The 20,158-nt window shown below is 64.7% G+C and carries 22 protein-coding genes, 1 tRNA gene, 2 pseudogenes and 1 riboswitch; of the genes and pseudogenes, 7 read left to right on the top strand and 18 right to left on the bottom strand.

What is annotated here, in order from left to right; genetic code table 11:
- On the bottom strand, nt 1–1,053 hold a 1,053-nt coding region (locus AC5JDC_RS04255; RefSeq protein ID WP_495839389.1), incomplete at its 3' end, for a P63C domain-containing protein.
- A gap of 83 nt (nt 1,054–1,136) precedes the next feature.
- Nucleotides 1,137–1,364, bottom strand: a complete 228-nt coding sequence (locus AC5JDC_RS04250; RefSeq protein ID WP_495839387.1) for a hypothetical protein — start codon at nt 1,362–1,364, stop codon at nt 1,137–1,139.
- A 183-nt stretch (nt 1,365–1,547) separates the two neighbouring features.
- Between AC5JDC_RS04250 and AC5JDC_RS04245 the strand changes: the two genes are divergently transcribed.
- The 3 genes from AC5JDC_RS04245 to AC5JDC_RS04235 all read left to right on the top strand — a co-directional run bounded on the left by AC5JDC_RS04245 (nt 1,548) and on the right by AC5JDC_RS04235 (nt 3,119).
- On the top strand, nt 1,548–2,399 hold the full coding sequence (locus AC5JDC_RS04245) for a TrmH family RNA methyltransferase (protein WP_495839385.1): 852 nt from the start codon (nt 1,548–1,550) through the stop codon (nt 2,397–2,399).
- Nucleotides 2,396–2,809: a hypothetical protein gene (locus AC5JDC_RS04240; protein ID WP_495839383.1), complete on the top strand. Its 414-nt coding sequence runs from the start codon at nt 2,396–2,398 to the stop codon at nt 2,807–2,809. Before AC5JDC_RS04245 ends, AC5JDC_RS04240 begins: the two co-directional genes overlap by 4 nt.
- A 169-nt stretch (nt 2,810–2,978) precedes the next feature.
- A complete protein-coding gene (locus AC5JDC_RS04235) occupies nt 2,979–3,119 on the top strand; it encodes a hypothetical protein (protein WP_495839381.1) in 141 nt (46 codons plus the stop codon).
- Between the two features lie 71 nt (nt 3,120–3,190).
- On the opposite strand, the gene AC5JDC_RS04230 is transcribed toward AC5JDC_RS04235, so the two are convergent.
- The 3 genes from AC5JDC_RS04230 to gcl form a co-directional block, all read right to left on the bottom strand.
- Nucleotides 3,191–4,075 (bottom strand): 2-hydroxy-3-oxopropionate reductase, encoded by an 885-nt coding sequence (locus AC5JDC_RS04230; RefSeq protein WP_495839379.1) that lies wholly within the window; start codon nt 4,073–4,075, stop codon nt 3,191–3,193.
- 166 nt (nt 4,076–4,241) lie between these two features.
- Nucleotides 4,242–5,036, bottom strand: a complete 795-nt coding sequence (hyi, locus tag AC5JDC_RS04225; protein WP_495839377.1) for a hydroxypyruvate isomerase — start codon at nt 5,034–5,036, stop codon at nt 4,242–4,244.
- Nucleotides 5,037–5,172: 136 nt separating this feature from the next.
- Nucleotides 5,173–6,954: a glyoxylate carboligase gene (gene gcl, locus AC5JDC_RS04220; RefSeq protein WP_495839376.1), complete on the bottom strand. Its 1,782-nt coding sequence runs from the start codon at nt 6,952–6,954 to the stop codon at nt 5,173–5,175.
- A 189-nt stretch (nt 6,955–7,143) separates the two neighbouring features.
- Between gcl and bhcR the strand changes: the two genes are divergently transcribed.
- Nucleotides 7,144–7,977, top strand: coding sequence for an HTH-type transcriptional regulator BhcR (bhcR, locus tag AC5JDC_RS04215; RefSeq protein ID WP_495839374.1), 834 nt, complete (start codon nt 7,144–7,146; stop codon nt 7,975–7,977).
- 89 nt (nt 7,978–8,066) lie between these two features.
- Here bhcR and AC5JDC_RS04210 read toward each other — a convergent pair whose 3' ends face one another.
- Nucleotides 8,067–8,234, bottom strand: a complete 168-nt coding sequence (locus AC5JDC_RS04210) for a hypothetical protein (RefSeq protein ID WP_495839372.1) — start codon at nt 8,232–8,234, stop codon at nt 8,067–8,069.
- Nucleotides 8,235–8,397: 163 nt separating this feature from the next.
- Between AC5JDC_RS04210 and AC5JDC_RS04205 the strand changes: the two genes are divergently transcribed.
- The 3 genes from AC5JDC_RS04205 to AC5JDC_RS04195 all read left to right on the top strand — a co-directional run bounded on the left by AC5JDC_RS04205 (nt 8,398) and on the right by AC5JDC_RS04195 (nt 11,059).
- Nucleotides 8,398–8,473: transfer RNA gene (locus tag AC5JDC_RS04205), tRNA-Thr, on the top strand.
- 111 nt (nt 8,474–8,584) lie between these two features.
- A complete protein-coding gene (locus tag AC5JDC_RS04200) occupies nt 8,585–9,364 on the top strand; it encodes an NAD kinase (protein ID WP_495839370.1) in 780 nt (259 codons plus the stop codon).
- A gap of 180 nt (nt 9,365–9,544) precedes the next feature.
- On the top strand, nt 9,545–11,059 hold the full coding sequence (locus AC5JDC_RS04195; RefSeq protein WP_495839368.1) for a DEAD/DEAH box helicase: 1,515 nt from the start codon (nt 9,545–9,547) through the stop codon (nt 11,057–11,059).
- A gap of 63 nt (nt 11,060–11,122) precedes the next feature.
- On the opposite strand, the gene AC5JDC_RS04190 is transcribed toward AC5JDC_RS04195, so the two are convergent.
- The 12 genes and pseudogenes from AC5JDC_RS04190 to AC5JDC_RS04135 form a co-directional block, all read right to left on the bottom strand.
- Nucleotides 11,123–11,926 carry a class I SAM-dependent methyltransferase gene (locus AC5JDC_RS04190; protein ID WP_495839366.1) on the bottom strand — a complete coding sequence of 268 codons (804 nt, stop codon included), beginning with the start codon at nt 11,924–11,926 and terminating at the stop codon, nt 11,123–11,125.
- A 1-nt stretch (nt 11,927) separates the two neighbouring features.
- Nucleotides 11,928–12,380: a pseudoazurin gene (locus tag AC5JDC_RS04185; RefSeq protein ID WP_495839364.1), complete on the bottom strand. Its 453-nt coding sequence runs from the start codon at nt 12,378–12,380 to the stop codon at nt 11,928–11,930.
- Nucleotides 12,368–13,156, bottom strand: a complete 789-nt coding sequence (locus AC5JDC_RS04180; RefSeq protein WP_495839362.1) for an ABC transporter ATP-binding protein — start codon at nt 13,154–13,156, stop codon at nt 12,368–12,370. The genes AC5JDC_RS04185 and AC5JDC_RS04180 overlap by 13 nt, the downstream gene beginning before the upstream one ends.
- Nucleotides 13,153–14,178: a FecCD family ABC transporter permease gene (locus tag AC5JDC_RS04175; protein ID WP_495839360.1), complete on the bottom strand. Its 1,026-nt coding sequence runs from the start codon at nt 14,176–14,178 to the stop codon at nt 13,153–13,155. The genes AC5JDC_RS04180 and AC5JDC_RS04175 overlap by 4 nt, the downstream gene beginning before the upstream one ends.
- Nucleotides 14,175–15,116: pseudogene (locus AC5JDC_RS04170) on the bottom strand (ABC transporter substrate-binding protein); the annotation flags it as partial. The gene AC5JDC_RS04175 and the pseudogene AC5JDC_RS04170, both read right to left, overlap by 4 nt.
- 276 nt (nt 15,117–15,392) lie before the next feature.
- Nucleotides 15,393–15,603: riboswitch (cobalamin riboswitch) on the bottom strand.
- Nucleotides 15,604–15,798: 195 nt separating this feature from the next.
- The gene (locus AC5JDC_RS04165; RefSeq protein ID WP_106774658.1) at nt 15,799–16,458 is read right to left on the bottom strand and encodes a YiaD family glycine zipper/OmpA-like lipoprotein; all 660 of its coding nucleotides are present in this window, start codon (nt 16,456–16,458) and stop codon (nt 15,799–15,801) included.
- 98 nt (nt 16,459–16,556) lie between these two features.
- Nucleotides 16,557–16,925, bottom strand: a complete 369-nt coding sequence (locus AC5JDC_RS04160) for a GFA family protein (RefSeq protein WP_106774657.1) — start codon at nt 16,923–16,925, stop codon at nt 16,557–16,559.
- A gap of 98 nt (nt 16,926–17,023) precedes the next feature.
- Nucleotides 17,024–17,266 carry a hypothetical protein gene (locus AC5JDC_RS04155; protein WP_495839357.1) on the bottom strand — a complete coding sequence of 81 codons (243 nt, stop codon included), beginning with the start codon at nt 17,264–17,266 and terminating at the stop codon, nt 17,024–17,026.
- Complete coding sequence (locus tag AC5JDC_RS04150) at nt 17,259–17,456, bottom strand: DUF3606 domain-containing protein (protein ID WP_495839355.1); 198 nt, start codon at nt 17,454–17,456, stop codon at nt 17,259–17,261. Before AC5JDC_RS04150 ends, AC5JDC_RS04155 begins: the two co-directional genes overlap by 8 nt.
- 120 nt (nt 17,457–17,576) lie before the next feature.
- Nucleotides 17,577–18,059 (bottom strand): hypothetical protein, encoded by a 483-nt coding sequence (locus AC5JDC_RS04145; protein WP_106774655.1) that lies wholly within the window; start codon nt 18,057–18,059, stop codon nt 17,577–17,579.
- 235 nt (nt 18,060–18,294) lie between these two features.
- Nucleotides 18,295–18,820: pseudogene (locus tag AC5JDC_RS04140) on the bottom strand (pyridoxal-phosphate dependent enzyme); the annotation flags it as partial.
- A gap of 265 nt (nt 18,821–19,085) precedes the next feature.
- Entirely contained in the window at nt 19,086–20,153 is a 1,068-nt protein-coding gene (locus AC5JDC_RS04135; RefSeq protein WP_495839353.1) for a helix-turn-helix domain-containing protein, read from the bottom strand.
- Nucleotides 20,154–20,158: the final 5 nt, after the last annotated feature.

The following is a 20,158-nucleotide window of genomic DNA, read 5'->3' as shown; positions in this document are numbered from 1 at the left end:
CAATTTCCACATCGTCAGACCCGAGGCTTTTCGGGTCGTCGGGTAGGCGGGGTATAACTCCCGCAGTTTCGGCAAAACCCCCTCCGGTAGGCGCTCATAGACAACATCATTGGTAATATGGCCTAAGTACGGGGTCTTGGCCTTGCCGACCGGCCATTTCCAGCCTTTTAACCGGTAGACTTGCCGGTAAAATTCGTCTGGGAACCGCTTGGCCCAAGCTAACCTCTCTTCGGACAGATACACCGAAAGCAGCCTGTGAAGCTCGTCCCGATCTCGATCAACTTGGAAGCCTGTAGCCTCGTCAACCAATGCAACGATGCCGACTTTTGCCAGCGCGCGGACCAGCATCTCACTGCTTTCGGCGATTGAATTCTGTTGGAGGGTGAGCAGATTCAAGTTCCGGGCCTCAAGAAAGAGGTCGCAAACTTTCGGCAGAAGCTCAGCCTTGAAGCCCAGCGCCTTGCCACCTGTGGTGGTTATGAATGCAATAGGAACCGTCGCATCGATAATTTCTTGCGTTATCAGTGATTTAAGGCTCTTGGTGGCCAAGAAAGGTGGCAAACCGTCGGTTACCTGCTGCGAGCGGCCTTTCGGCTTAGTGGACCGACCAAGCGCGCCAAGGAAACCCGCCTGCGTCAACAGCCGTGTGCCATCAGAGAGAACCGCGCAGGGAATTTCTGCATCACCAATTCTAAGATTCCCCATATGGGTTGCCTTCGGCAACCCAGCGGCTTCGGCCCATCGGGCCCTAGCTGCTTGGCTGGCTATCTCACTACGTTCCTCGGATGTGAGTTTGTCGGCGCGGGCCTTGCCGCCCTTGCTTTGCGGAGTGTCCATTCGAATCGCTCCATGCTTGCTGTATAGAGCGCTAGCATGCTTGCTAATTTCCTGCAAGCATCGATGTTGAACAAAAGTGAACGTGCGTGCTATTTCCCCGCGCTTCTCCGCAGCCTTCCGCGCGATCTCGGCGCGCCGTTCCGGCGTCAAGTTCTCAGCGCGCTTCTTGCCGCCTTCGTGCCAAGCGACTTCGCGGCACGTCTTTGCCGTCGTCAATGATCGTGTCTTCTTCCTCGCCGGTTGCAATACGCATGACGCGGACGGCATTGCCGATAACGTCGGCGGGGCACTTCTGGCCTTTAGGTCCGGTTGGTATTACGTTCGATCAATCCTTGAATGTGGGCGGATGCGACGGGGGTAAACGGCACTCCCGCAACTTTCTCGGCAAGGTGAAGCAGCTTGTCCTGAAGGGCGGACGGCACTTCATCCCAAAGGAGAACAGCCGCCGCGCCCAACTGGCACAGCGCAGCCTCGTCCTGCTTCTGCTCAAAACCAGTGTTGAAGAGTGCTATGTCCAAATCCGCCATTTGGGGCTCCCATGCTTTCCGGTAAGCATATAGGAGCCGAAGGCGGATGCGACAGGGGCGTCAACCGGGCCTAAATTCAAACTGGGGCACTACCAACCCCGGCGGTTTACTTTGCCGCGGGGGCGTGACAGGTCAGGTCGCCGCCAGTGAGCATGCTGCGGCTTCACTCCCGCGGGACGCCAGATGACCGACGACAAGAAGACGGGCACGCCGAAAGACACCCATTACGCAAAGCTCAGGCGCGCGCATCGCGACCTCAAGGCCGGTGCACCGCTGCAGCGGACGCGCCCGGCCATCCCTGCCGGCGAAGGCCCCGGCGACGGGCTGGTGCGGCTCTACGGCCTGCATACCGTGCGCGCCGCCCTCGACAATCCGCGTCGAAAAATCCGGTCGATGCTCGCCACCCGCAACGCGCTGGAGCGGCTCGGCATCGGCGATCCCGCAGCCCTGCCCTTCCAAGCAAAAATCGTCGAGCCGAAGGAGATCGACAGGATCACCGGCAGCGAGGCCGTGCACCAGGGCGTGCTTGTCGAGGCGGAGCCGCTGCAGCCGAAGCCGCTCGCGGCGCTCGGCGACACGCCGCTGGTGGTCGTGCTCGACCAGGTGACCGATCCGCACAATGTCGGTGCGGTGCTGCGCTCGGCGGTGGCCTTCGGGGCCGGGGCGCTGATCACCACGTCGCGCCACAGCCCGCATGAATCCGGCGTGCTCGCAAAGGCGGCGTCCGGCGCGCTGGAGCATATCGACCTGATCGAGGTGAAAAACCTCGCTGCCGCGCTGGAGGAGCTGCACGCGGCCGGCTTCCAGACACTCGGGCTCGATTCCGACGGGCCGGCCGAACTGGAGCAGAGCTTTTCCGGCGAGCGCGTCGCGCTGGTGCTTGGCGCCGAGGGCAAGGGTCTCAGGCAGAAGACACGCGAGACGGTGACCACGCTGGCGCGGCTCGACATGCCGGGCGCCATCCGCTCGCTCAACGTCTCGAACGCTGCGGCGGTGGCGCTCTACGCGGCACGGCGGTGGTTGGCAGCACGATGAGCGGCGACATTCCGCGCATAGCCGACCGCCGCGAATGGCTTGCGCGTGCCAGAGAAGCGTCCGCAACGCTTCAGAACCTGCCCATGAGCCCATTCTATGACCCGGCGACCGGCCGATATCATCCGGTGGTAGAAGAAATAGAGGCGCTCGTCTGGTCTCTCGAGACCGATATCGAAGCCTTCAGAGCTTTCCTGGACAGGAACCCTCAGACCAAGGCGTGGCTCCCGAAAACCGCGCAGGAACTCGACGGGATGGCCGCCTTGGAGATCAAGTTCCGCATCGGCGAAAATGCCGCCGACGAAAGATGGGCGGACGGCGCCCTTGTCGAGCCGTTCCAATCCGGCGTCCTCAAGGCGGCATTGGATCGGCTCATCGCCGATTTCGACACGCTGTCCTTGACGCAGGATTGAGGCGGGCAACCGACCGGCGGGATCACGCTCTGGCAAAGAGTTCGTTACCGTCCAGGGACTTGCCTGTCGGCTCCGCATTCCTAGATATCGGTGGCAGGCCTTCTTACCCGCCATCTTGCGCTCGTCCGGGCGCGCTCACTTGAGGAAATTCGGAACGAGGAAGTTCGGAATGCGACGATTTCTCGGAATCCTGGTCGTGGCCGGCTCGGCCATGGGTGCCCTGGCCGGCTGCCAGAACCTTGCCGGCGCTCCCGGCAACGAACCGGCCAATTGCGCGGTGCCCGGCTCGTCCTGTTCCCGGGACCGATAGCCTGATCCCCGTTCGGAGGTAGGTGTCTCGACCGGGCCGCCGAGCCGCCCCGATCCCGTGAGGAAAGGGGTTCATCCCACCTCGTGGCCCGCCAACCGCTCCAGCGCGCGCACCAGCGCGGAGTGATCCTCCTTGGCTCCCCCATTGGCCGCGCAGGAATTGAAGAGCTGCTGCGTGGTCGAGGTGTTGGGCAGCGCCACGCCGAGCGACTTCGCGCCTTCCAGCGCGAGGTTGAGATCCTTCTGGTGCAGCTCGATGCGGAAACCGGGCGCGAACGTCCGCTTGACCATGCGCTCGCCATGCACTTCGAGGATCCTCGACGCCGCCAGCCCGCCCATCAGCGCCTGCCGAACCTTCGCCGGATCGGCGCCGGCCTTGGAGGCGAACACCAGCGCCTCGGCGACGGCCTCGATGGTCAGCGCGACCACGATCTGGTTGGCGACCTTGGTGGTCTGGCCGACGCCGTTGCCGCCGACCAGAGTGATGTTCTTGCCCATCTTTTCGAACACCGGCTTCGCCCGCTCGAATGCCTCTTCCGGGCCGCCGACCATGATGGTGAGCGACGCCGCCCTGGCGCCGACCTCTCCGCCGGATACCGGCGCGTCGAGATAGTCGCAGCCGAGAGCGTTGATCCGTTCCGCGAATGTTTTTGTCTCGATCGGCGAGATCGAACTCATGTCGATGACGAGCTTTCCCGCCGAAAGACCTGAAGCTACGCCGCTTTCGCCGAACAGTACCTCCGCCACCTGCGGCGTGTCGGGCACCATGGTGATGACGATGTCGGCGGCCTCCGCCACCGCCGCATGGCCCGCGACGGTCTTCAGCCCCTTGGCGACGAGGTCCGCAGGCGCCGGTTTGCGATGGTCGGAGGTCACCACCGGATAACTCGCGTCGAGAAGGTGGCCGGCCATGGGCGCGCCCATGATGCCGAGGCCGATGAAGCCGATTGTCTGCATGATTGTTCTCCGGTTCGTCCCTCCCCCTTGAGGGGAGGGTGCCGAGCGCAGCGAGGCGGGTGGGGTCGCCGCGGCAGCGCTCTACGTTCCTTGCGTGGAGACTGGCCGCAACGACCCCACCCGGCCGCTTCGCGGCCACCCTCCCCTCAAGGGGAGGGAATTTCGGCTACGCCGCGCTCTTCCTGCCGGCCAGCGCCTTGAACCACTCCAACCCCGTTTCCGTGCCGTTGCGCGGCTTGTATTCCGCCCCGACCCAGCCGGCATAACCGATACGGTCGAGGTGTTCGTAGAGGAAGGGAAAATTGATCTCGCCCGTTCCCGGCTCGTGACGGCCGGGATTGTCCGCAAGCTGGATATGCGCGATGCGGCCGAGATTCTTCTCGATCGTCCGGGCGAGATCCCCCTCCATGACCTGCATGTGGTAGATGTCGTATTGCAGATAGAGATTGTCCGAGCCGACGCGCTCGATGATCGCCAGCACCTGGGCCGACGTGTTCAGGAAGAAGCCGGGGATGTCCAGCAGGTTGATCGGCTCGATCAGCAGCCTTATCCCGGCCTCCTTCAGGCGCGGGGCTGCATATCTCAGATTCCCGACCAGCACGTTTTCCAGCGCGGCGCGGTCGACGCCGGCCGGCGTGATGCCGGCAAGGCAGTTGACCTGGCCGCAGCCGGTCGCCCTGGCATAGGTTATGGCCGTGTCCACGCCGCGCCGGAACTCGTCGATGCGGTCCGGCAGGCAGCCGATGCCGCGCTCGCCGGCGGCCCAGTCGCCGGCCGGCAGGTTGAACAGCACCTGCGCAAGCCCGTTCCTCTTCAGCCGCGCCGCCACCGTTTCCGGCGCATGGTCGTAGGCGCCGACATATTCGACACCGGCGAAGCCGGCACGGGCGGCGGCGTCAAAACGGTCGAGGAAATCATGCTCGGTGAAGAGCATGGACAGGTTGGCGGAAAACTTGGGCATGACGTTTCCTTGAAATCACTGGCACGACGGCGACGTCATCCTCGGGCTTGTCCAGAGGATCTGCGACCGCTCATCGCAATTGTTCTTCGGTTCCATATCTGCAGGACGAGCCCGAGGATGACGGCCAGGGCCTCACTCAATCCAGCAGCGCGATGGCGGTCGGCGCGTCCTCGTTGCGCTCGGCCAGGTCCTCGAATTCGACCACGGCGTCGATCTCGGTACCCATCGAGATGTTGGTGACACGCTCGAGGATGAACTCGACGACGACCGGGACCCGGTGCTCGGCCATCAGCCGCCTGGCCTCCTTGAAGGCGGCGGCGCAGTCTTCCGGCCGGCGCACGCGGATCGCCTTGCAGCCCATCGCCTCGGCGACCGCGATATGGTCGACGCCGTAGCCGGGCTCGGCGCCCTCGGCCCGGTTGATGTTCTCGAAGGCGAGGCTCACCTCGAAATCCATGGAAAAGCCGCGCTGCGCCTGGCGGATGAGGCCGAGATAGGCGTTGTTCACGACGACGTGGATGTAGGGCAGCCTGTGCTGCGCGCCGACCGCCAGCTCCTCGATCAGGAACTGGAAATCGTAGTCGCCCGACAGCGCCACGATCTCCGCATCCGGATCGGCGGCGCGCACGCCGAGGGCCGCCGGCAGCGTCCAGCCGAGCGGTCCCGCCTGGCCGCAATTGATCCAGTTGCGCGGCTTGTAGACGTGCAGGAACTGCGCGCCGGCGATCTGCGACAGGCCGATGGTGGTGACATAAGTCGTGTCGCGGCCGAAAGCCTTGTTCATCTCCTCGTAGACGCGCTGCGGCTTCATCGGCACCTCGTCGAAATGCGTCTTGCGCTTCAGCGTCTTCTTGCGCTGCTGGCATTGCTTCGCCCAGCCCGACCAGTCGCGCAGCTTTCCGGCCGTCTTCCACTCGGTGGCGACGTCGAGCAGCGCCTTGAGTGCGGCGCCCGCGTCGGAGACGATTCCGAGATCCGGCGCGAACACCCGGCCGATCTGGGTCGGCTCGATGTCGATATGGACGAATTTGCGCCCTTCCCGGTATTTTTCGACCGAGCCGGTGTGGCGGTTGGCCCAGCGATTGCCGACGCCGAGGACGAAATCCGAGGCGAGCAGCGTCGCATTGCCATATCGGTGCGAGGTTTGCAGGCCGCACATGCCGGCCATCAGCCGGTGGTCGTCGGGGATGGAACCCCAGCCCATCAGCGTCGGGATGACCGGCACGCCGGTGATCTCGGCGAATTCGATCAGAAGGTCGGAGGCGTCGGCGTTGATGATGCCGCCGCCGGCGACGATCAGCGGCCTTTCCGCCGCGTTAAGCAGCGCCAGCACCTTCTCGGCCTGGCCGCGCGTCATCGCCGGCCTGGCGACCGAGAGCGGCTCGTAGGCGTCGATGTCGAATTCGATCTCGGCAAGCTGCACGTCGATCGGCAGGTCGACCAGGACCGGCCCCGGACGGCCCGAGCGCATGAGATGAAACGCCTTCTGCAGCGTCATCGGCACCTGGTAGGGCTCCATGACCGTGACCGCCCACTTCGCGACGGGTGCGGCGATGGCGGCGATATCGACCGCCTGAAAATCCTCCTTGGTCAGCCGCGCGCGCGGCGCTTGCCCGGTGATGCAGAGGATCGGGATGGAATCGGCGGAGGCCGAATAGAGCCCGGTGATCATGTCCGTGCCGGCCGGACCGGAGGTGCCGACGCACAGCCCGATATTGCCGGCTTTTGCCCGCGTAAAACCTTCGGCCATGTGCGAGGCGGCCTCGACATGGCGGGCCAGGATATGACGGATCGAGCCACGCGCCTTGAGCGCCGAGTAGAACGGATTGATCGCCGCGCCCGGCACGCCGAAGGCGCAGGAAATGCCTTCCTTTTCGAGCACGAGAACAGCCGCGTCGACGGCACGCATCCTGGGCATTTGTCCGGCCCTCCCTTGATCCAGGCGATTGAGATGGGCTGGAGGATGACATCGGGCGCGGTATTTTTCAATTTTTCCAGAATATTTTTTCAGTTTGTAGATTTATGCCTTACCACTTGAATGCACACATGTTTCCGTTTTCCGGTTTTCCCTCGTTCCAATTTCCAGAAAAGTTTTTATCGTGCATGGATGCAATCGCCCGAAAAACGCCAGCGCGGCCGCCCGCGCGCCTTCAACGCCCAGCCCGAAGCCAACGCGGTGCAGTCGCTCGACCGCGGGCTGCGCATCCTGGCGGTCGTCGCCGCCGCGGACGGCCTGTCGCTCTCCGAAGTTGCCGCGCGCTCCGGCATCGCCGCCTCGACCGCCTACCGCATGCTCACCACGCTGGAGACGCACGGCATGGTCGAATTCGAGAAGACCGAGCAGCTGTGGTCGGTGGGGGTCGCCGCCTATCGCACCGGCGCCGCCTTCCTGCGCCGCAGGAAACTCGCCGACCGGGCGCGCATCGTCATGCAGGAGCTGATGGAGAAATCCGGCGAGACCGCCAATCTCGGCCTGGCGGAGGACGATTGCGTCGTCTTCGTCAGCCAGGTGGAGACGCATCAGGCGATCCGTGCCTTCTTCCGGCCGGGCACGCGCAGCCCCTTCCATGCCAGCGGCATCGGCAAGGCGGTGCTGGCACATCTGCCGGCCGAGCGGGTGACGGCCATCATCCGCGGCACCGGGCTGGAGGTTTTTACCAGCAAGACGCTGCCGGACGCCCCTGCCCTTTCCCGCGATCTCGCCGACATCCGGCGGCGCGGCTGGTCGGTCGACGACGAGGAACGCTTTCCCGGCATGCGCTGCGTCGCCTCGGCCATCTTCAACGAGTTCGGCGAGCCGATCGGCGGCATTTCGGTGTCGGGGCCGACCGTGCGGGTCACGCCCCAGCGGGTCGCGCAACTCGGCCCGCTGGTGCGCGACGCGGCGGCGGCGGTGACGGACATGATCGGCGGGAGATTGCCTGAAGGCAGTAGGCCGTAGGCAATCGGCAGTAAAGAACGGCAACGGAGCCGCCGCCTCCTACTGCCTACTGCCTACTGCCTACTGCCTACTGCCTACTGCCTCCCCCTTCATCCCATCCCCGTCACATGCCTGAGATAGAAGGCGAACGCGACGAAGCCGCAGATGAAGGCAATGCCGCCCCAATCCACATTCGCCCGGCGCAGCACGCCGGCCAGCTTGACCAGCAGCAGGGCAAGCAGCGCCAGGACGGTGGCGATCACCACAAGCCGGATCATCGAGGCCTCCCGAGGTCGCGTCAGGGCATTTGGTGATATGGTGCGCGAACCCCGCTCTTTTTAGGGCGTGCCTGCATCCCCGTCCGGCGTTTGAAGTCCTCCCTGCCAATACGCGCCACTTTTGTCTTTACGACCGGCGCGGATGGCGTTACCGGAGCGGCATGCCCTTGTAGCTCAGCTGGTAGAGCAGCGGTTTTGTAAACCGAAGGTCGCGGGTTCGATCCCTGCCGGGGGCACCATCCCGAAGACATCATCCGGAACCGGGCGCAGGAACAAGCCCTCACCTTGGCATTCAGGGTCCCGCCATGCTAACCCGGCGTCGCCATACGTGCTGCGTTGGGAACAGGCCGTTGCACCAGCAGAGACTTCGCAAGACGCTCGCTTTCGTCTCCTCCGGGACGGCCGATGCCGACGAGGCCGCCGCCCAACTGTCCGGCGCCTACGGCCAGGCCGGGGTCGCCGATGCCGATGTGGTCGTGGCGCTCGGCGGCGACGGCTTCCTGCTGCAGACGCTGCGCGACACGATGGGCAGCGGCCAGCAGGTCTACGGCATGAACCGCGGCACCGTCGGCTTCCTCATGAACGAATACCGGCTGGAGGGCCTGCCCGAACGCATCGCCGCGGCGCATGCCGAGACGATCCGGCCGCTCGAAATGGACACGCTCTCCAGCGACGGTGCCACTAGGAAGGCGCTCGCCGTCAACGAGGTCTCGCTGTTCCGCCAGTCCTACCAGGCGGCCAAGATCCGCATCAGCATCGACGGCAAGGTGCGGCTCGACGAGCTGATCTGCGACGGCGTCATGGTGGCCACGCCGGCCGGCTCGACCGCCTACAACCTGTCCGCCCACGGCCCGATCCTGCCGCTCGACGCGCCCTTGCTGGCGCTGACGGCGGTAAGCCCCTTCCGTCCGAGGCGCTGGCGCGGCGCGCTGTTGTCCAACCGATCGGCGGTCCGGTTCGACATCCTCGAAGGCGCCAAGCGGCCGGTCAACGCCGTGGCCGACCACACCGAGATCAAATCCGTGGTTTGCGTCACCGTGCAGGAATCGACGACGTTGACGGCCACCGTTCTATTCGATCCCGACCACTCCTGGGACGAACGAATCCTCGCCGAACAGTTTCGTTACTGACCGTATTGCAACGCAAAAACCACAACACCATATGTTGAATGGTCGCGATCAGTCGAAACCCGGCTGATAATATTGACAAAACCGGATTCAAGCCCTAACGGCAGGTTGCGATCCGCGAAAGCGTGACTTTGCAGCGGCATGATGACCGCGCCCCTGAACAGCTAAAAGCAGCCAAGACACTTGTCCTCAGACAGCACGACCGCTCCAGAAGCGTTGACTTTCTCCGATCTCGGCCTTTCGCCGAAGGTCCTCTCGGCAGTCACCGACGCCGGCTATACGGTGCCGACGCCGATCCAGGCGGGCGCCATTCCGCACGCCTTGCTCGGCAAGGACGTGCTCGGCATTGCCCAGACGGGCACCGGCAAGACGGCGGCCTTCGTGCTGCCGATGATCACCCGGCTCGAAAAGGGCCGGGCGCGGGCCCGCATGCCGCGCACGCTGATCCTCGAGCCGACGCGCGAGCTTGCCGCGCAGGTCGAGGAGAACTTCGTCAAATACGGCAAGAACCACAAGCTCAACATCGCGCTCTTGATCGGCGGTGTCTCCTTCGACGAGCAGGACAAGAAGCTGGAGCGCGGCGCCGACGTGCTGATCGCGACGCCCGGCCGCCTGCTCGATCATCGCGAACGCGGCAAGCTGCTGCTGACCGGCGTCGATATCCTCGTCATCGACGAGGCCGACCGCATGCTCGACATGGGCTTCATCCCCGACATCGAGCGCATCTGCGAGATGATCCCGTTCACCCGGCAGACGCTGTTCTTCTCCGCGACCATGCCGCCGGAGATCACGAAGCTCACCGAAAAATTCCTGCACGCGCCGGTGCGCATCGAAGTGTCGAAGGCTGCGAGCACCGCGACCAACATAACCCAGCGCCTCGTCAAGTCCGGCCCGAAGCCGTGGGACAAGCGCGAGGTTCTGCGCGACCTGATCAAGGCCGAGGAAGACGGCCTCAAGAACGCGATCATCTTCTGCAACCGCAAGATCGAGGTGTCGGAGCTGTTCCGGTCGCTGCTCAAATACGAGTTCGACGCCGGCGCCCTGCACGGCGACATGGACCAGCGGGCGCGCATGCAGATGCTGGACAATTTCCGTTCCGGCAAGTTGAAGCTGCTCGTCGCCTCCGATGTCGCGGCGCGCGGGCTCGACATCCCCGACGTCAGCCACGTCTTCAATTTCGACGTGCCGATCCATGCGGAAGACTATGTGCACCGCATCGGCCGCACCGGCCGCGCCGGCCGCTCCGGCAAATCCTTCACCATCGTCACCCGCAACGACACCAAGTATCTCGCCGCCATCGAAAAACTGATCGGCCAGCAGATCGAATGGCATGACGGCGACCTGACGTCGCTGCCGCCGCGCGAGGAGAGCGAAGAGGCGCCGCGGCGCCAGCGCGCCGGCCAGCGCGATCGCGACCGCAAGGGACGCGACGGCAAGGCGCGTGACGGTCGTGGCCGGCGTCAGGACGCTGCCGCTCCCGTTCCCGCCGCGCCTGCCGAGAAGCGGGAGCCGGTCGCCGCCAACGACGACCGTTCCGTCCGGCGCGAGACGATCCGTTCCGACAACGCCGAGCGCAAGAGCCATGCGGCGGACAGGCACCAGCCGCGGCGCCGGCATGAGCGCGAGGACGACGAGCATCCGGTTGTCGGCTTCGGCGCCGACATGCCGGCCTTCATGATGGTGGAAGGCAAGGTCTGATCGGCAAGGCGGTACGCCGGGTCACGCCCGCCCTGCCCGGCATGGGAGAGCCGCCAAGCCCGCTCAGGGTACGGTTTCGCCGGCAGGCTTCTCCGCGCACAGGATGAAACGTCGATAGACGCAGGTGCGCAGGCGGTTGCGCAGCGTCGCCGTCTTGCGCTGCGCAGCGGCGATCCCGCCGTGCGATAACCGCCTGAATTCCACGAATCCCGCTTCGGTGAGCATGTTTTCCACCGCCTGGTAACGCAGCCCGGCGCCGAAGGGCAGCGCGCGCATGATGGCGCCGTGGCGGTCGCCGAGCGCACCGTCATAGTTGCGGTCCGGACCGGTGAGAAGATCGATCAGCCTGATCGCAGTCGCGGCGGCGCGGCCCAACGGCGTGGGTGTCGCCCAGTCGCCGTCATAGATCACCAGCTTTCCGCCGGGCTTGAGGATGCGGAACCATTCGGCGAACGCCGCCCGCGGCTCCGTCAGCGTCCAGACCAGGTGGCGGCAGACGATCGCGTCGTAGCTTTGGTCGGGCTCCAAAGTCCGCTCGGCGTCCGCCAGCAGGAAGCGCAGCCGCGGGCGCCCGCGATGCTTGATCCGGGCGACCGCCAGCATCGCTTCGGAGAAGTCGAGCGCGGTGACGTCATGGCCGAGGTCGTGGATGAGCCGGGTGACCTCGCCGGTGCCGCAGGCGAGTTCCAGCACCTTGAGCGGGTCTGCCCCAAGATGGTCGCGGATCGGCTTCTGCCATGCGCTGAATTCGGCGTCGGAGAAGATGCCGTGCCCGAAGGCCAGGTCGAACGTCCTGGCGCGTTCCGACCAGTAGGAGCGGATTTCCTCCTTCAGATCGAAGTTCGGTGCGGGAGGACGGACGGCCATCCTACTGCGACAGGCCGTTGCGGGCAAAAATCTCGTCGAAGCGCTTTCGGGCACGCGGCGGCGCGTCGAAGCCGCGGAAACTCTCCGGCATGGACACCTCCCCCACCCGCACCACCATCACCATGCCCATGCCGTAATGCGGTGAGCATTTGATGCCGTAGAAGCCGGGCTGGTCGAAACGGACCTCGATCTCCTCGTTGATCCTGCCCTTGAAGCCGGCATATCGCTCCGGCACCATGCCGTCGATCGACGCAGCGTTATGGCTCTGGTTGGCCGCGACGAATTTCAGCGAATCGCCGGGTTTCAACGCCACATAGTCCGGCTCGTAGGCCATCGAGCCGTGCTCGCCGCGATTGAGCATCCTGACTTCGATCGTCTCGGCTTGAGCCGTGACGGACATGGCAAGCACGGCCGCCAAGGCGAGCCGACAGGCGGAGCGTTTCATTGCAGGCATTTCTCCTTGACCGAGCCCGGTCGCGCATAGCGCACCAGGCAGTTGCCGTTGCCGTCCGCTTCGACGGCCGCGTCGACGCGGAAGACGTCGGCGAGCATCGTCTCGGTCAGAACGTCGCGTGGCGCGCCGAGGGCAACCAGCCTGCCCTGGTCGAGGACGGCGATGCGGTCGCAGAACATCGCCGCATGGTTCAGGTCGTGCAGCGCCGCGACGACGGTGAGGCGGCGCGACCTGACGAGGTCGAGCAGGCCGAGCTGGTGATGGATGTCGAGATGGTTGGTCGGCTCGTCCAGGAACAGGATTTCGGGCTGCTGCGCCAGCGCGCGCGCGATGTGCAGCCGCTGTCGCTCGCCGCCCGACAGCGTATGCCACCGCCGTCCCGCGAACGACGCCATGCCGACCTCCGCCAGCGCCGTATCGACGATGTCGTCGTCCTTCGCCTGCCACGGCGACAGGGCGCTGAGATGGGGCGTGCGCCCGAGCTCGACGGCCTGCCGCGCGGTGATGCGCTCGGCCGTCTCCGCCTGCTGCTCGACGAATGCGATGCGGCGCGCGATCTCGCGGCGGGTGAAATGGCGCAGGCTGCGTCCGGCCAGCGCCACGGTGCCGGCATGCGGCGCCCGCAGGCCCGACATCAGCGCCATCAGGCTGGTCTTGCCCGACCCGTTCGGTCCGACGATGCCGAGGAACTCGTGCTCGACGACGTCGAGCGCGATCTCGTCGATGATCGGCCGCCCGCCTGCCCGCCACACGACACCGCGCGCCTGGATGGTCATTGCGCATGCCTCCCGCGAATGAGGATGAGGGCGAAGGCCGGCGCCCCGACCAGCGCGGTGATCACCCCTATCGGCACGACCTGGCCGGGAATGATGGTGCGCGAGACGACATCCGCGACGACCATGAAGACGGCGCCGGTCAGCGCCGACACCGGCAGCAGCACGCCGTGGCGGACGCCTACCAGAAGCCGCGCCGCATGCGGGATCACCAGCCCGACGAAACCGATCGAGCCGACGATGCTGACCATCACCGCCGTCATCAGCGCCGCGACCGAGATCAGCACCGCCTGCACGCGCCGCACCGAAATGCCCAGCGACGCGGCCGATTCCGCTCCGAAAGTGAAGGCGTCGAGGGCGCGGGCGTGAAACAGGCAGACCAGCAGCCCCAGCAGGGCGGCGGGCACTGCCAGCCAGGCATCGTCCCAGCGCACGCCCGACAGGTTTCCGAGCAGCCAGTACATGATGCCGCGCGCCTGTTCGGCATTGGCCGAGCGCGTCACGATCAGCGAGGTGATCGCGTTGAACAGTTGCGAGCCGGCGACGCCGGCCAGAATGATCGCGCCGGGACCGCTTCCGGCACGCAGCGCCAGAAGCGTGATCAGCCCGAATGCCACCAGCGCGCCGACGAAAGCGCCGAGCGACAGGGACAGCATGCCGGCGCCGAAGCCGAGGATTGCGACCGCCACGGCCCCGGTCGACGCGCCGGCCGAGATGCCGAGGATGTAGGGATCGGCCAGCGCATTGCGCAGCAGCGCCTGCAGCACGACCCCGCTGAGGGCGAGCGCCACGCCGCAGCAGCAGGCGACGATCGCCCGGCTGAGGCGATAGTTCCAGACGATGCCCTCATCGATCGGGTCGACGGCATAACCGGCGTCCCAGAGGCGGTTGGCGACCGATTTGGCGACGACGTCCAGGTCGATGGACGTCTCGCCGATCGCCGCCCCCAGGGCAAGCGCCGTCACCAGGATCAGGGGCGCGGCGAGAACGAAGCCCAGCCGCGCCGTCGCTGCAGGACGCCTCACTGGGCGATCCCGGCCTTCTCCAGGGCCTCGGCCAGTGTCTCGATCCCCTCGATGGTGCGGATCGTCGGGTTCATGGCCTGCGCGTCCATGACGACGACGTGGCCGCCGGTGACCGCCGGCATCAGGCTGGTGACCGGGTCGGACTTCAGGAAATTGAGCTTGACCTCGTGGTCGTCGGCGGGAAAGCGGCGGCGTTCCATCTTGCCGGCGACGATCACCGATGGATTGGCCTTCGCGATCGTCTCCCAGCCGACCGTCGGCCACTCTTCGTCGCTCTCGATCACGTTTCTGATGCCGAGCGTCGACATGATGTAGCCCGGCGCGCCGTTCCTGCCGGCGACATAGGGGTCGATGTCGAGCTCGGCGCTGGAGAACCAGAAGACGGCCGACAGCTTTCCCTCAAGCGAGGCGATCTTCCGCCTGGCGGCTTCCTCGCGCGCCTTGAGTTCGGCGACCAGTTTCTCGCCCTTGTCCTGCACGTCGAATATCTGCGCGAGTTCGGTGATCTCGCGGTAGATGAGATCCATCGTGAATTTTTCCGTGCGCACGCCGTCGCCGCCGCCGGAATTGTCCTTGCCGGCGCAGTCGGCCGGCGACGTGTAGACCGGGATCTTCAGCTCCTCGAACTGCTCCGGCTTGGCGACGATGCCTTCCGGCCCGACATGCCACTGGAACTGCGCCGTCACCAGATCCGGCTTCCTGCCGACGACGCTCTCGAAGCTCGGATCGTTGTCGGCCAGCCGCTCGACCTTGGCGTTGACCTCCTCGTAGCCGGCGATGACCGGGCCGATCCACACAGCAGTGCCGGCGACCTTGTCGACCAGCCCGAGCAGGTAGAGGATTTCCGTGGTGCTCTGCCCGATCGAGACCACGCGCTCCGGCGCATGCTCGATGGTGATCTCGCGGCCGCAATTCTGCAGCGTCAGCGGATAGGCGGTGCCTTCGGCGGAGGCCGGCAGCGTCCAGACGATGGACGCGGCGGCGAGCAGCGACAGATGGAGGGTCTTTTTCAGCATGACATGACCTTTCTGGAAATCGGGAGGGAGCGCCGGCAGCCGGCGCGCAATGGACGGCGCCTCGCGATGCGGCAAAAACGCGACGAGACTGGCTCGAAGAATCAGGGTGTGAAGAAATGGACGCGGCCGGTCGAACCGCCGCACGGCAAAAAGATGCACGCCATCAATTATCCTTTCTCGGGCATCCCCGCCCGGACATTGGACCAAATTGCGACGGCAGGTCTCCTGGCTCGCGGATTGTCTCCGACCATCGGCCTTCCCGCGGTAGTCGCAGTGGCCCGGTGCCTTCCGGCACCGCAAGGACGATCGGCATCCGCTTACAGTTGCGGGGGCAGCGCCGGTTTCACACCGGCTTCCCTTTTGATCCCCTGGGTCATGCCTTTGGGGAACCGTCGCGCGACACTTAGTGCCGGCGACACCGCCTCGTCAAGGCGATCTCCGGGAGGAGGCGTCCGCCTCCACAGCTTCCGGCTGCCGCGGGCGGAAAGCGCACCCTCCGGATGCGGCGGCGGACACGCCATGACGTGATCGGCAGACGCACGCCTGGTGCATCTGCCGAAACAGTCAGCTTTCTGGAACTTCTCCGGGTGGACGGGCTTGAACGCTATTCGGTGAGCGGCGAGATCTGGATCTCGACGCGCCGGTTCTGCGCCCTGCCCGAGTCGGTGGCATTGGAGGCGATCGGCCTGGTCTTGCCGAAGCCGGTGACGGCGAAGCGGCGTTCGTCGACGCCCTGGGCGCCGAGATAGTTGGCGACGGCCAGCGCGCGGCGCTGCGACAGGTCGAAATTGTGGCTGTCGCTGCCGGTCGAATCGGTATGGCCGTAGACGTCGACAATGGTCTGCCGGTAACGCTTGAGCACGATCGCGACGGAATTCAGCACCGGGTAGAAATTCGGTCTGATCGCATCCTGATCGATGCCGAATGTGATGTCGGAGGGCATGTTGAGGATGACCTGGTCGCCGACGCGGGTGACGCTGACGCCGGTGCCCTGGAGCTGCGCGCGCAGTTCCGACTCGTTCTTGTCCATGGTGGCGCCGATGGCGCCGCCGGCCAGCGCGCCGACGCCCGCGCCGATCAGCACCGCGTTGCGCTGCGCCACCCTGCTGCCGCCGACGGCCATGCCGGCCAGCGCGCCGAGGCCGGCGCCCAGCGCCGCGCCGCCCGCCGTATTCGAGATCTTCTGCTCGCCGGTATAAGGGTCGGTGGTGCAGGCCCCAAGCAACGCGGCGGCGGCCACGACGGCGACGATCTTGCTCTTCATGCTGATATAAATCCCTCACAAACCGGCCGGCGGCCGGCACGAATCCCTTCTCGTCCTTTTAGCATGAATTGCGGCGAAATCCGGAACCGGCCGGCCTGCTACCAGAGGTTCTTGCCGTCGATCACCACAACCTCGACGGCGTCGAGGTCGAAATCGTCGAGCAGGCGCGCATTGATGCTGACGCGCGGGTTGTCGAAGTCCGGCTCGCCGCTGGTGAAATCAGGCGTGTCGGTGAAGGTGCCGCAGCCGCAGACCGGACAGAAATGGTGTTTTATGGTCCTGGAGCCCCACTGATAGGTCGCGACATTTTCGCGCGGCGTCAGCAGCCGGAACTGCGGCGGCTGGTAATAGGCCCAGAGCGCGCCGCGTTTCGAGCACAGCGAACAGGTGCAGCGCGTGACCGTGGTCGGGGCCTCCGTCACTTCGAACACCGTCGCCTTGCAGTGACAGCTTCCGCGCAGGCTCATATGTCCGTCCTCCCTGAAGAAGACGATCTTACCCGAGCTCGTTCGTCTGAAAAATCCCGAGAATATCTGAATCCTAAGGCCCACGCCGGAGCGAAGTTCTATTCGCGCTTGCCGTCGTGGTGGCGGGTCTTCGCGCCGCGGTCGTCCATCGGCTCGGTCAATCCATAAGGCTTCTTCGGACGATCACCACGGTCGCCGGTGTCGACCGGATCGGGCTGCCGGTGGACCGGATCGGGTTTTGGCGCGCGGGCTCCGGTTTCCCGATCGTTCCCGTCAAAGGGACGCCCGCGCTCGCTGGCCTTTCGTGCGCCGCCTTGCGGCGGCTTGCCGGCGTCAGGCATGGCGCACCTCCGTGAGCCGCGCGGCCGCCTGCATCAGCGTCTCGCGATCATTGCCGTGCACGGCGATCAGGTGACGCGCCTGGTCGAGGCTGATGCCCGCCTCCTGCGCGAGATGGCGGACCTCGTAATCCTGCTCCGCCGCGACACGCGAACGGTCGCGGCTGTCGGTGACGGTCTTGTCGTCGGCCATGGTCTTCTCCTTTCAACTGGAACCTCCAACGAAGCCCGAATGTTCCCAAAGTGATTGAATCCCGAGCGTCGGCGCCACGTTCCGCGCTCCGACACTGCAGGACCACCGGGCCGACCTGCGTCAGCCGGCCTTCTTGGTCTGCGCCTCGCGTTTGCGGCGCAAAACCTCCTCCACGCCTTCCAGCTTCTTGCCGCCGCCCGAGATCGCCGTCGAGACGACTGCCGGCGGGTCGCTCGCCGGAAACGTGTCTTCCAGCCCGTGCTGCAGCTGCTCCTCCAGCGTGTCCGGGTTTTCCGACCGTCCGGCGGTGCGCCGCGTCTGGGTATCTTCCGGCGGCTGGCGGGTATCCGGATTGGAGCGGACCTCCTTGACGATGGTATAGAGCCGCTGGATCGCATATTCCTTCATCAGCTCGAAATCGGGATCGTCCCCAGCCATGGCCTCCAGCCGGTCGACCATGTGCTTTTCGTAGGAATCCAGGCAGGCCGCGGTTTCGGAACGGCAAAGCCGCTTGAGCGCTTCCTCGAGCAGCACCGGCCCGAAATGCAGGACGGCTTTCGTCTCGATCTCGGCGATCTTGTCAGGACGCAGGGTCGTGCTCATCGTGACGTGCTCCCATGACTCCTTCGGTCGGAATCAACCCGCACCGGCCAAGCTCGGTTCCATGGATCGGATGAATTCGCGGGGCGCAGGGTGCCGATCAGCCAAGCAGGCAGATGACGTTCATCATTCCCGGCGCGGCCCGACGGAGAAACCGTCGGGAGTCGAATGCGGAGTTTGCACCCGACTTCTGCGACGGGATTTTCCCCTGACTTTCAGCGGCGATCTCGCCGCAAAGTCAGGATTTCGGCGCTGTTCCGGGCAACCAGGTCCTGATCTGCCGGTCGGTGAGATTGCCCCCGCACAACGCCGTCGCCACGCGCAAGCCCTGCAGCGAACTTGCCCCCGCCAGAACACCGGCGAGACCCGCGGCACCGGCCGGCTCGACAAGCCGGCCCCAGGTCGCATGGGCGAAACGCATCGCTTCGATCATCTGATCGTCGTCGACCAGAACGACATCGTCGATGGTATCGGCCAGCCAGGTCACGGCCGATGGCACGGGAATCCGGACGGCGATCCCATCCGCGATGGTTCGGGCTTCGTCGGTCGGAACGGACGTTCCGGCCTGCCATGACAAGGCCATGCACGGTGCACCTCGGGCGGCAACGGCAATCACTCTGGTCGCAGGAGATACCGCTCTGAACCAGCAGCCGACACCAGCAGCGAGCGCGCCGTTTCCCAAAGGAACGAAGACGGCGTCGATGTCGGCGCAAGCATCCGTCAGCTCCGCCGCGATCGTTCGCACCGTCCTCCACGAATGGCAAGCCGCCTGTGGACGCGTAGTATCGACGATGAGAGGACGCGCTCCACTTCCCCCCGGGCGCAGTGAGCCAAGGCGTGGCGGTGGTCCTCAAGGTGCTCGGATCAGGGATTGGTCCCCTTGAGGTAAGCTTGGGTTACGTCGGAGAGGCTGCACGAACCGTGGTGTTCGCCCGCGTTAACGCGCGTCTTGCGGACCTATCACTCGTCAAGTGTGACCAAGCATCTTCTCAATCTGTTCACGGCTGTAAGGCAAGGATACGTCAGTTCTCATTTCGTCCTCTCCCTCTTTTTGGTCTTCGGCGGCTTGGTCACCATGGCATCGTCACCGTTGGCTTCATCGTCATCGATCAGCCCGTCGTCATAGCTCTCGGCTTCATCCTCTTCGATTTTGTGGGTCGGAAAGGAAATATAATCCAGCACGTCCGGGTTGAAGAACGCGGTGCGATGATAGCCCTCATACGGCAACCGGATCATATTCGGTTCGTCGTCATCGTTCCCGCTGTAAGGATAATGGATATCAATAAGAGGCTCGATGCATTCGAAAAGGTTGCAATCGACATCGGTGATGTCCCGTCGCTTGCCGGTCGAAAACTGGACCGTCACCGTGTGAGCTAGGGACACAATCTCATCGGTTTCCGCCGCTCTCGCGACCTTCTCAATCGCGAGATCTTCGGGTTTGATAGCACCCTCGGCGACCAGTTTATCGAACTGCTCGTCGGTAATCATAATCTGGAGTTGGACGCGCTTAACATCGTCCCAAGCAAAGTCCGACGTGTAGTCACCGCCGACAACCTCTTCATCTCGAATGGCCTCTACGATGGCCCAGTCGCGGGTGTCAGGCATCTGGATTGGCGTTGCCAGTTTGTATTCATCATGGTCTGGCCCGTACGTGTCATAAGCTTCACTGGAAAAATAAAACTCGGAAATCGCCTTGTGCCGGATCGCCACGGTACGATTGCCCAAGTCCTTGATAACGATGAACCGTTTGTTGCTCTGCAATTCGCGATAGGCTTGCGCGTACGTCGCTTCCGAAATCGAAAGCACCAAAGGCTCTCCGCCGCCGCCGAAATGCACCGCACACTCACCGTAATATTGCAAGTCCTTCGGAGCTTCGTCGTCATAAAATGCGGCCTGCTTCGGCGGATGCCGACCAAGCAATTCTAATTCGGTGACCTTGAAGTGCTTTGCTAGCTTGGCAAGGTGATTTTTCGGAATCTCGGCCTTGCTGGTTTCCCAGCGCTGATACGTGGGTTGCGTCACGCCCGCCGCCTTGGCGGCTTGGGTCTGGGTTTCGCCATTCATGACGCGGAAATGTTTCAGTCGATTGATCGTCATTTGGC

Source organism: Kumtagia sp. (genome assembly GCF_059502445.1).
This window is presented reverse-complemented; position numbering and strand designations above follow the sequence as displayed.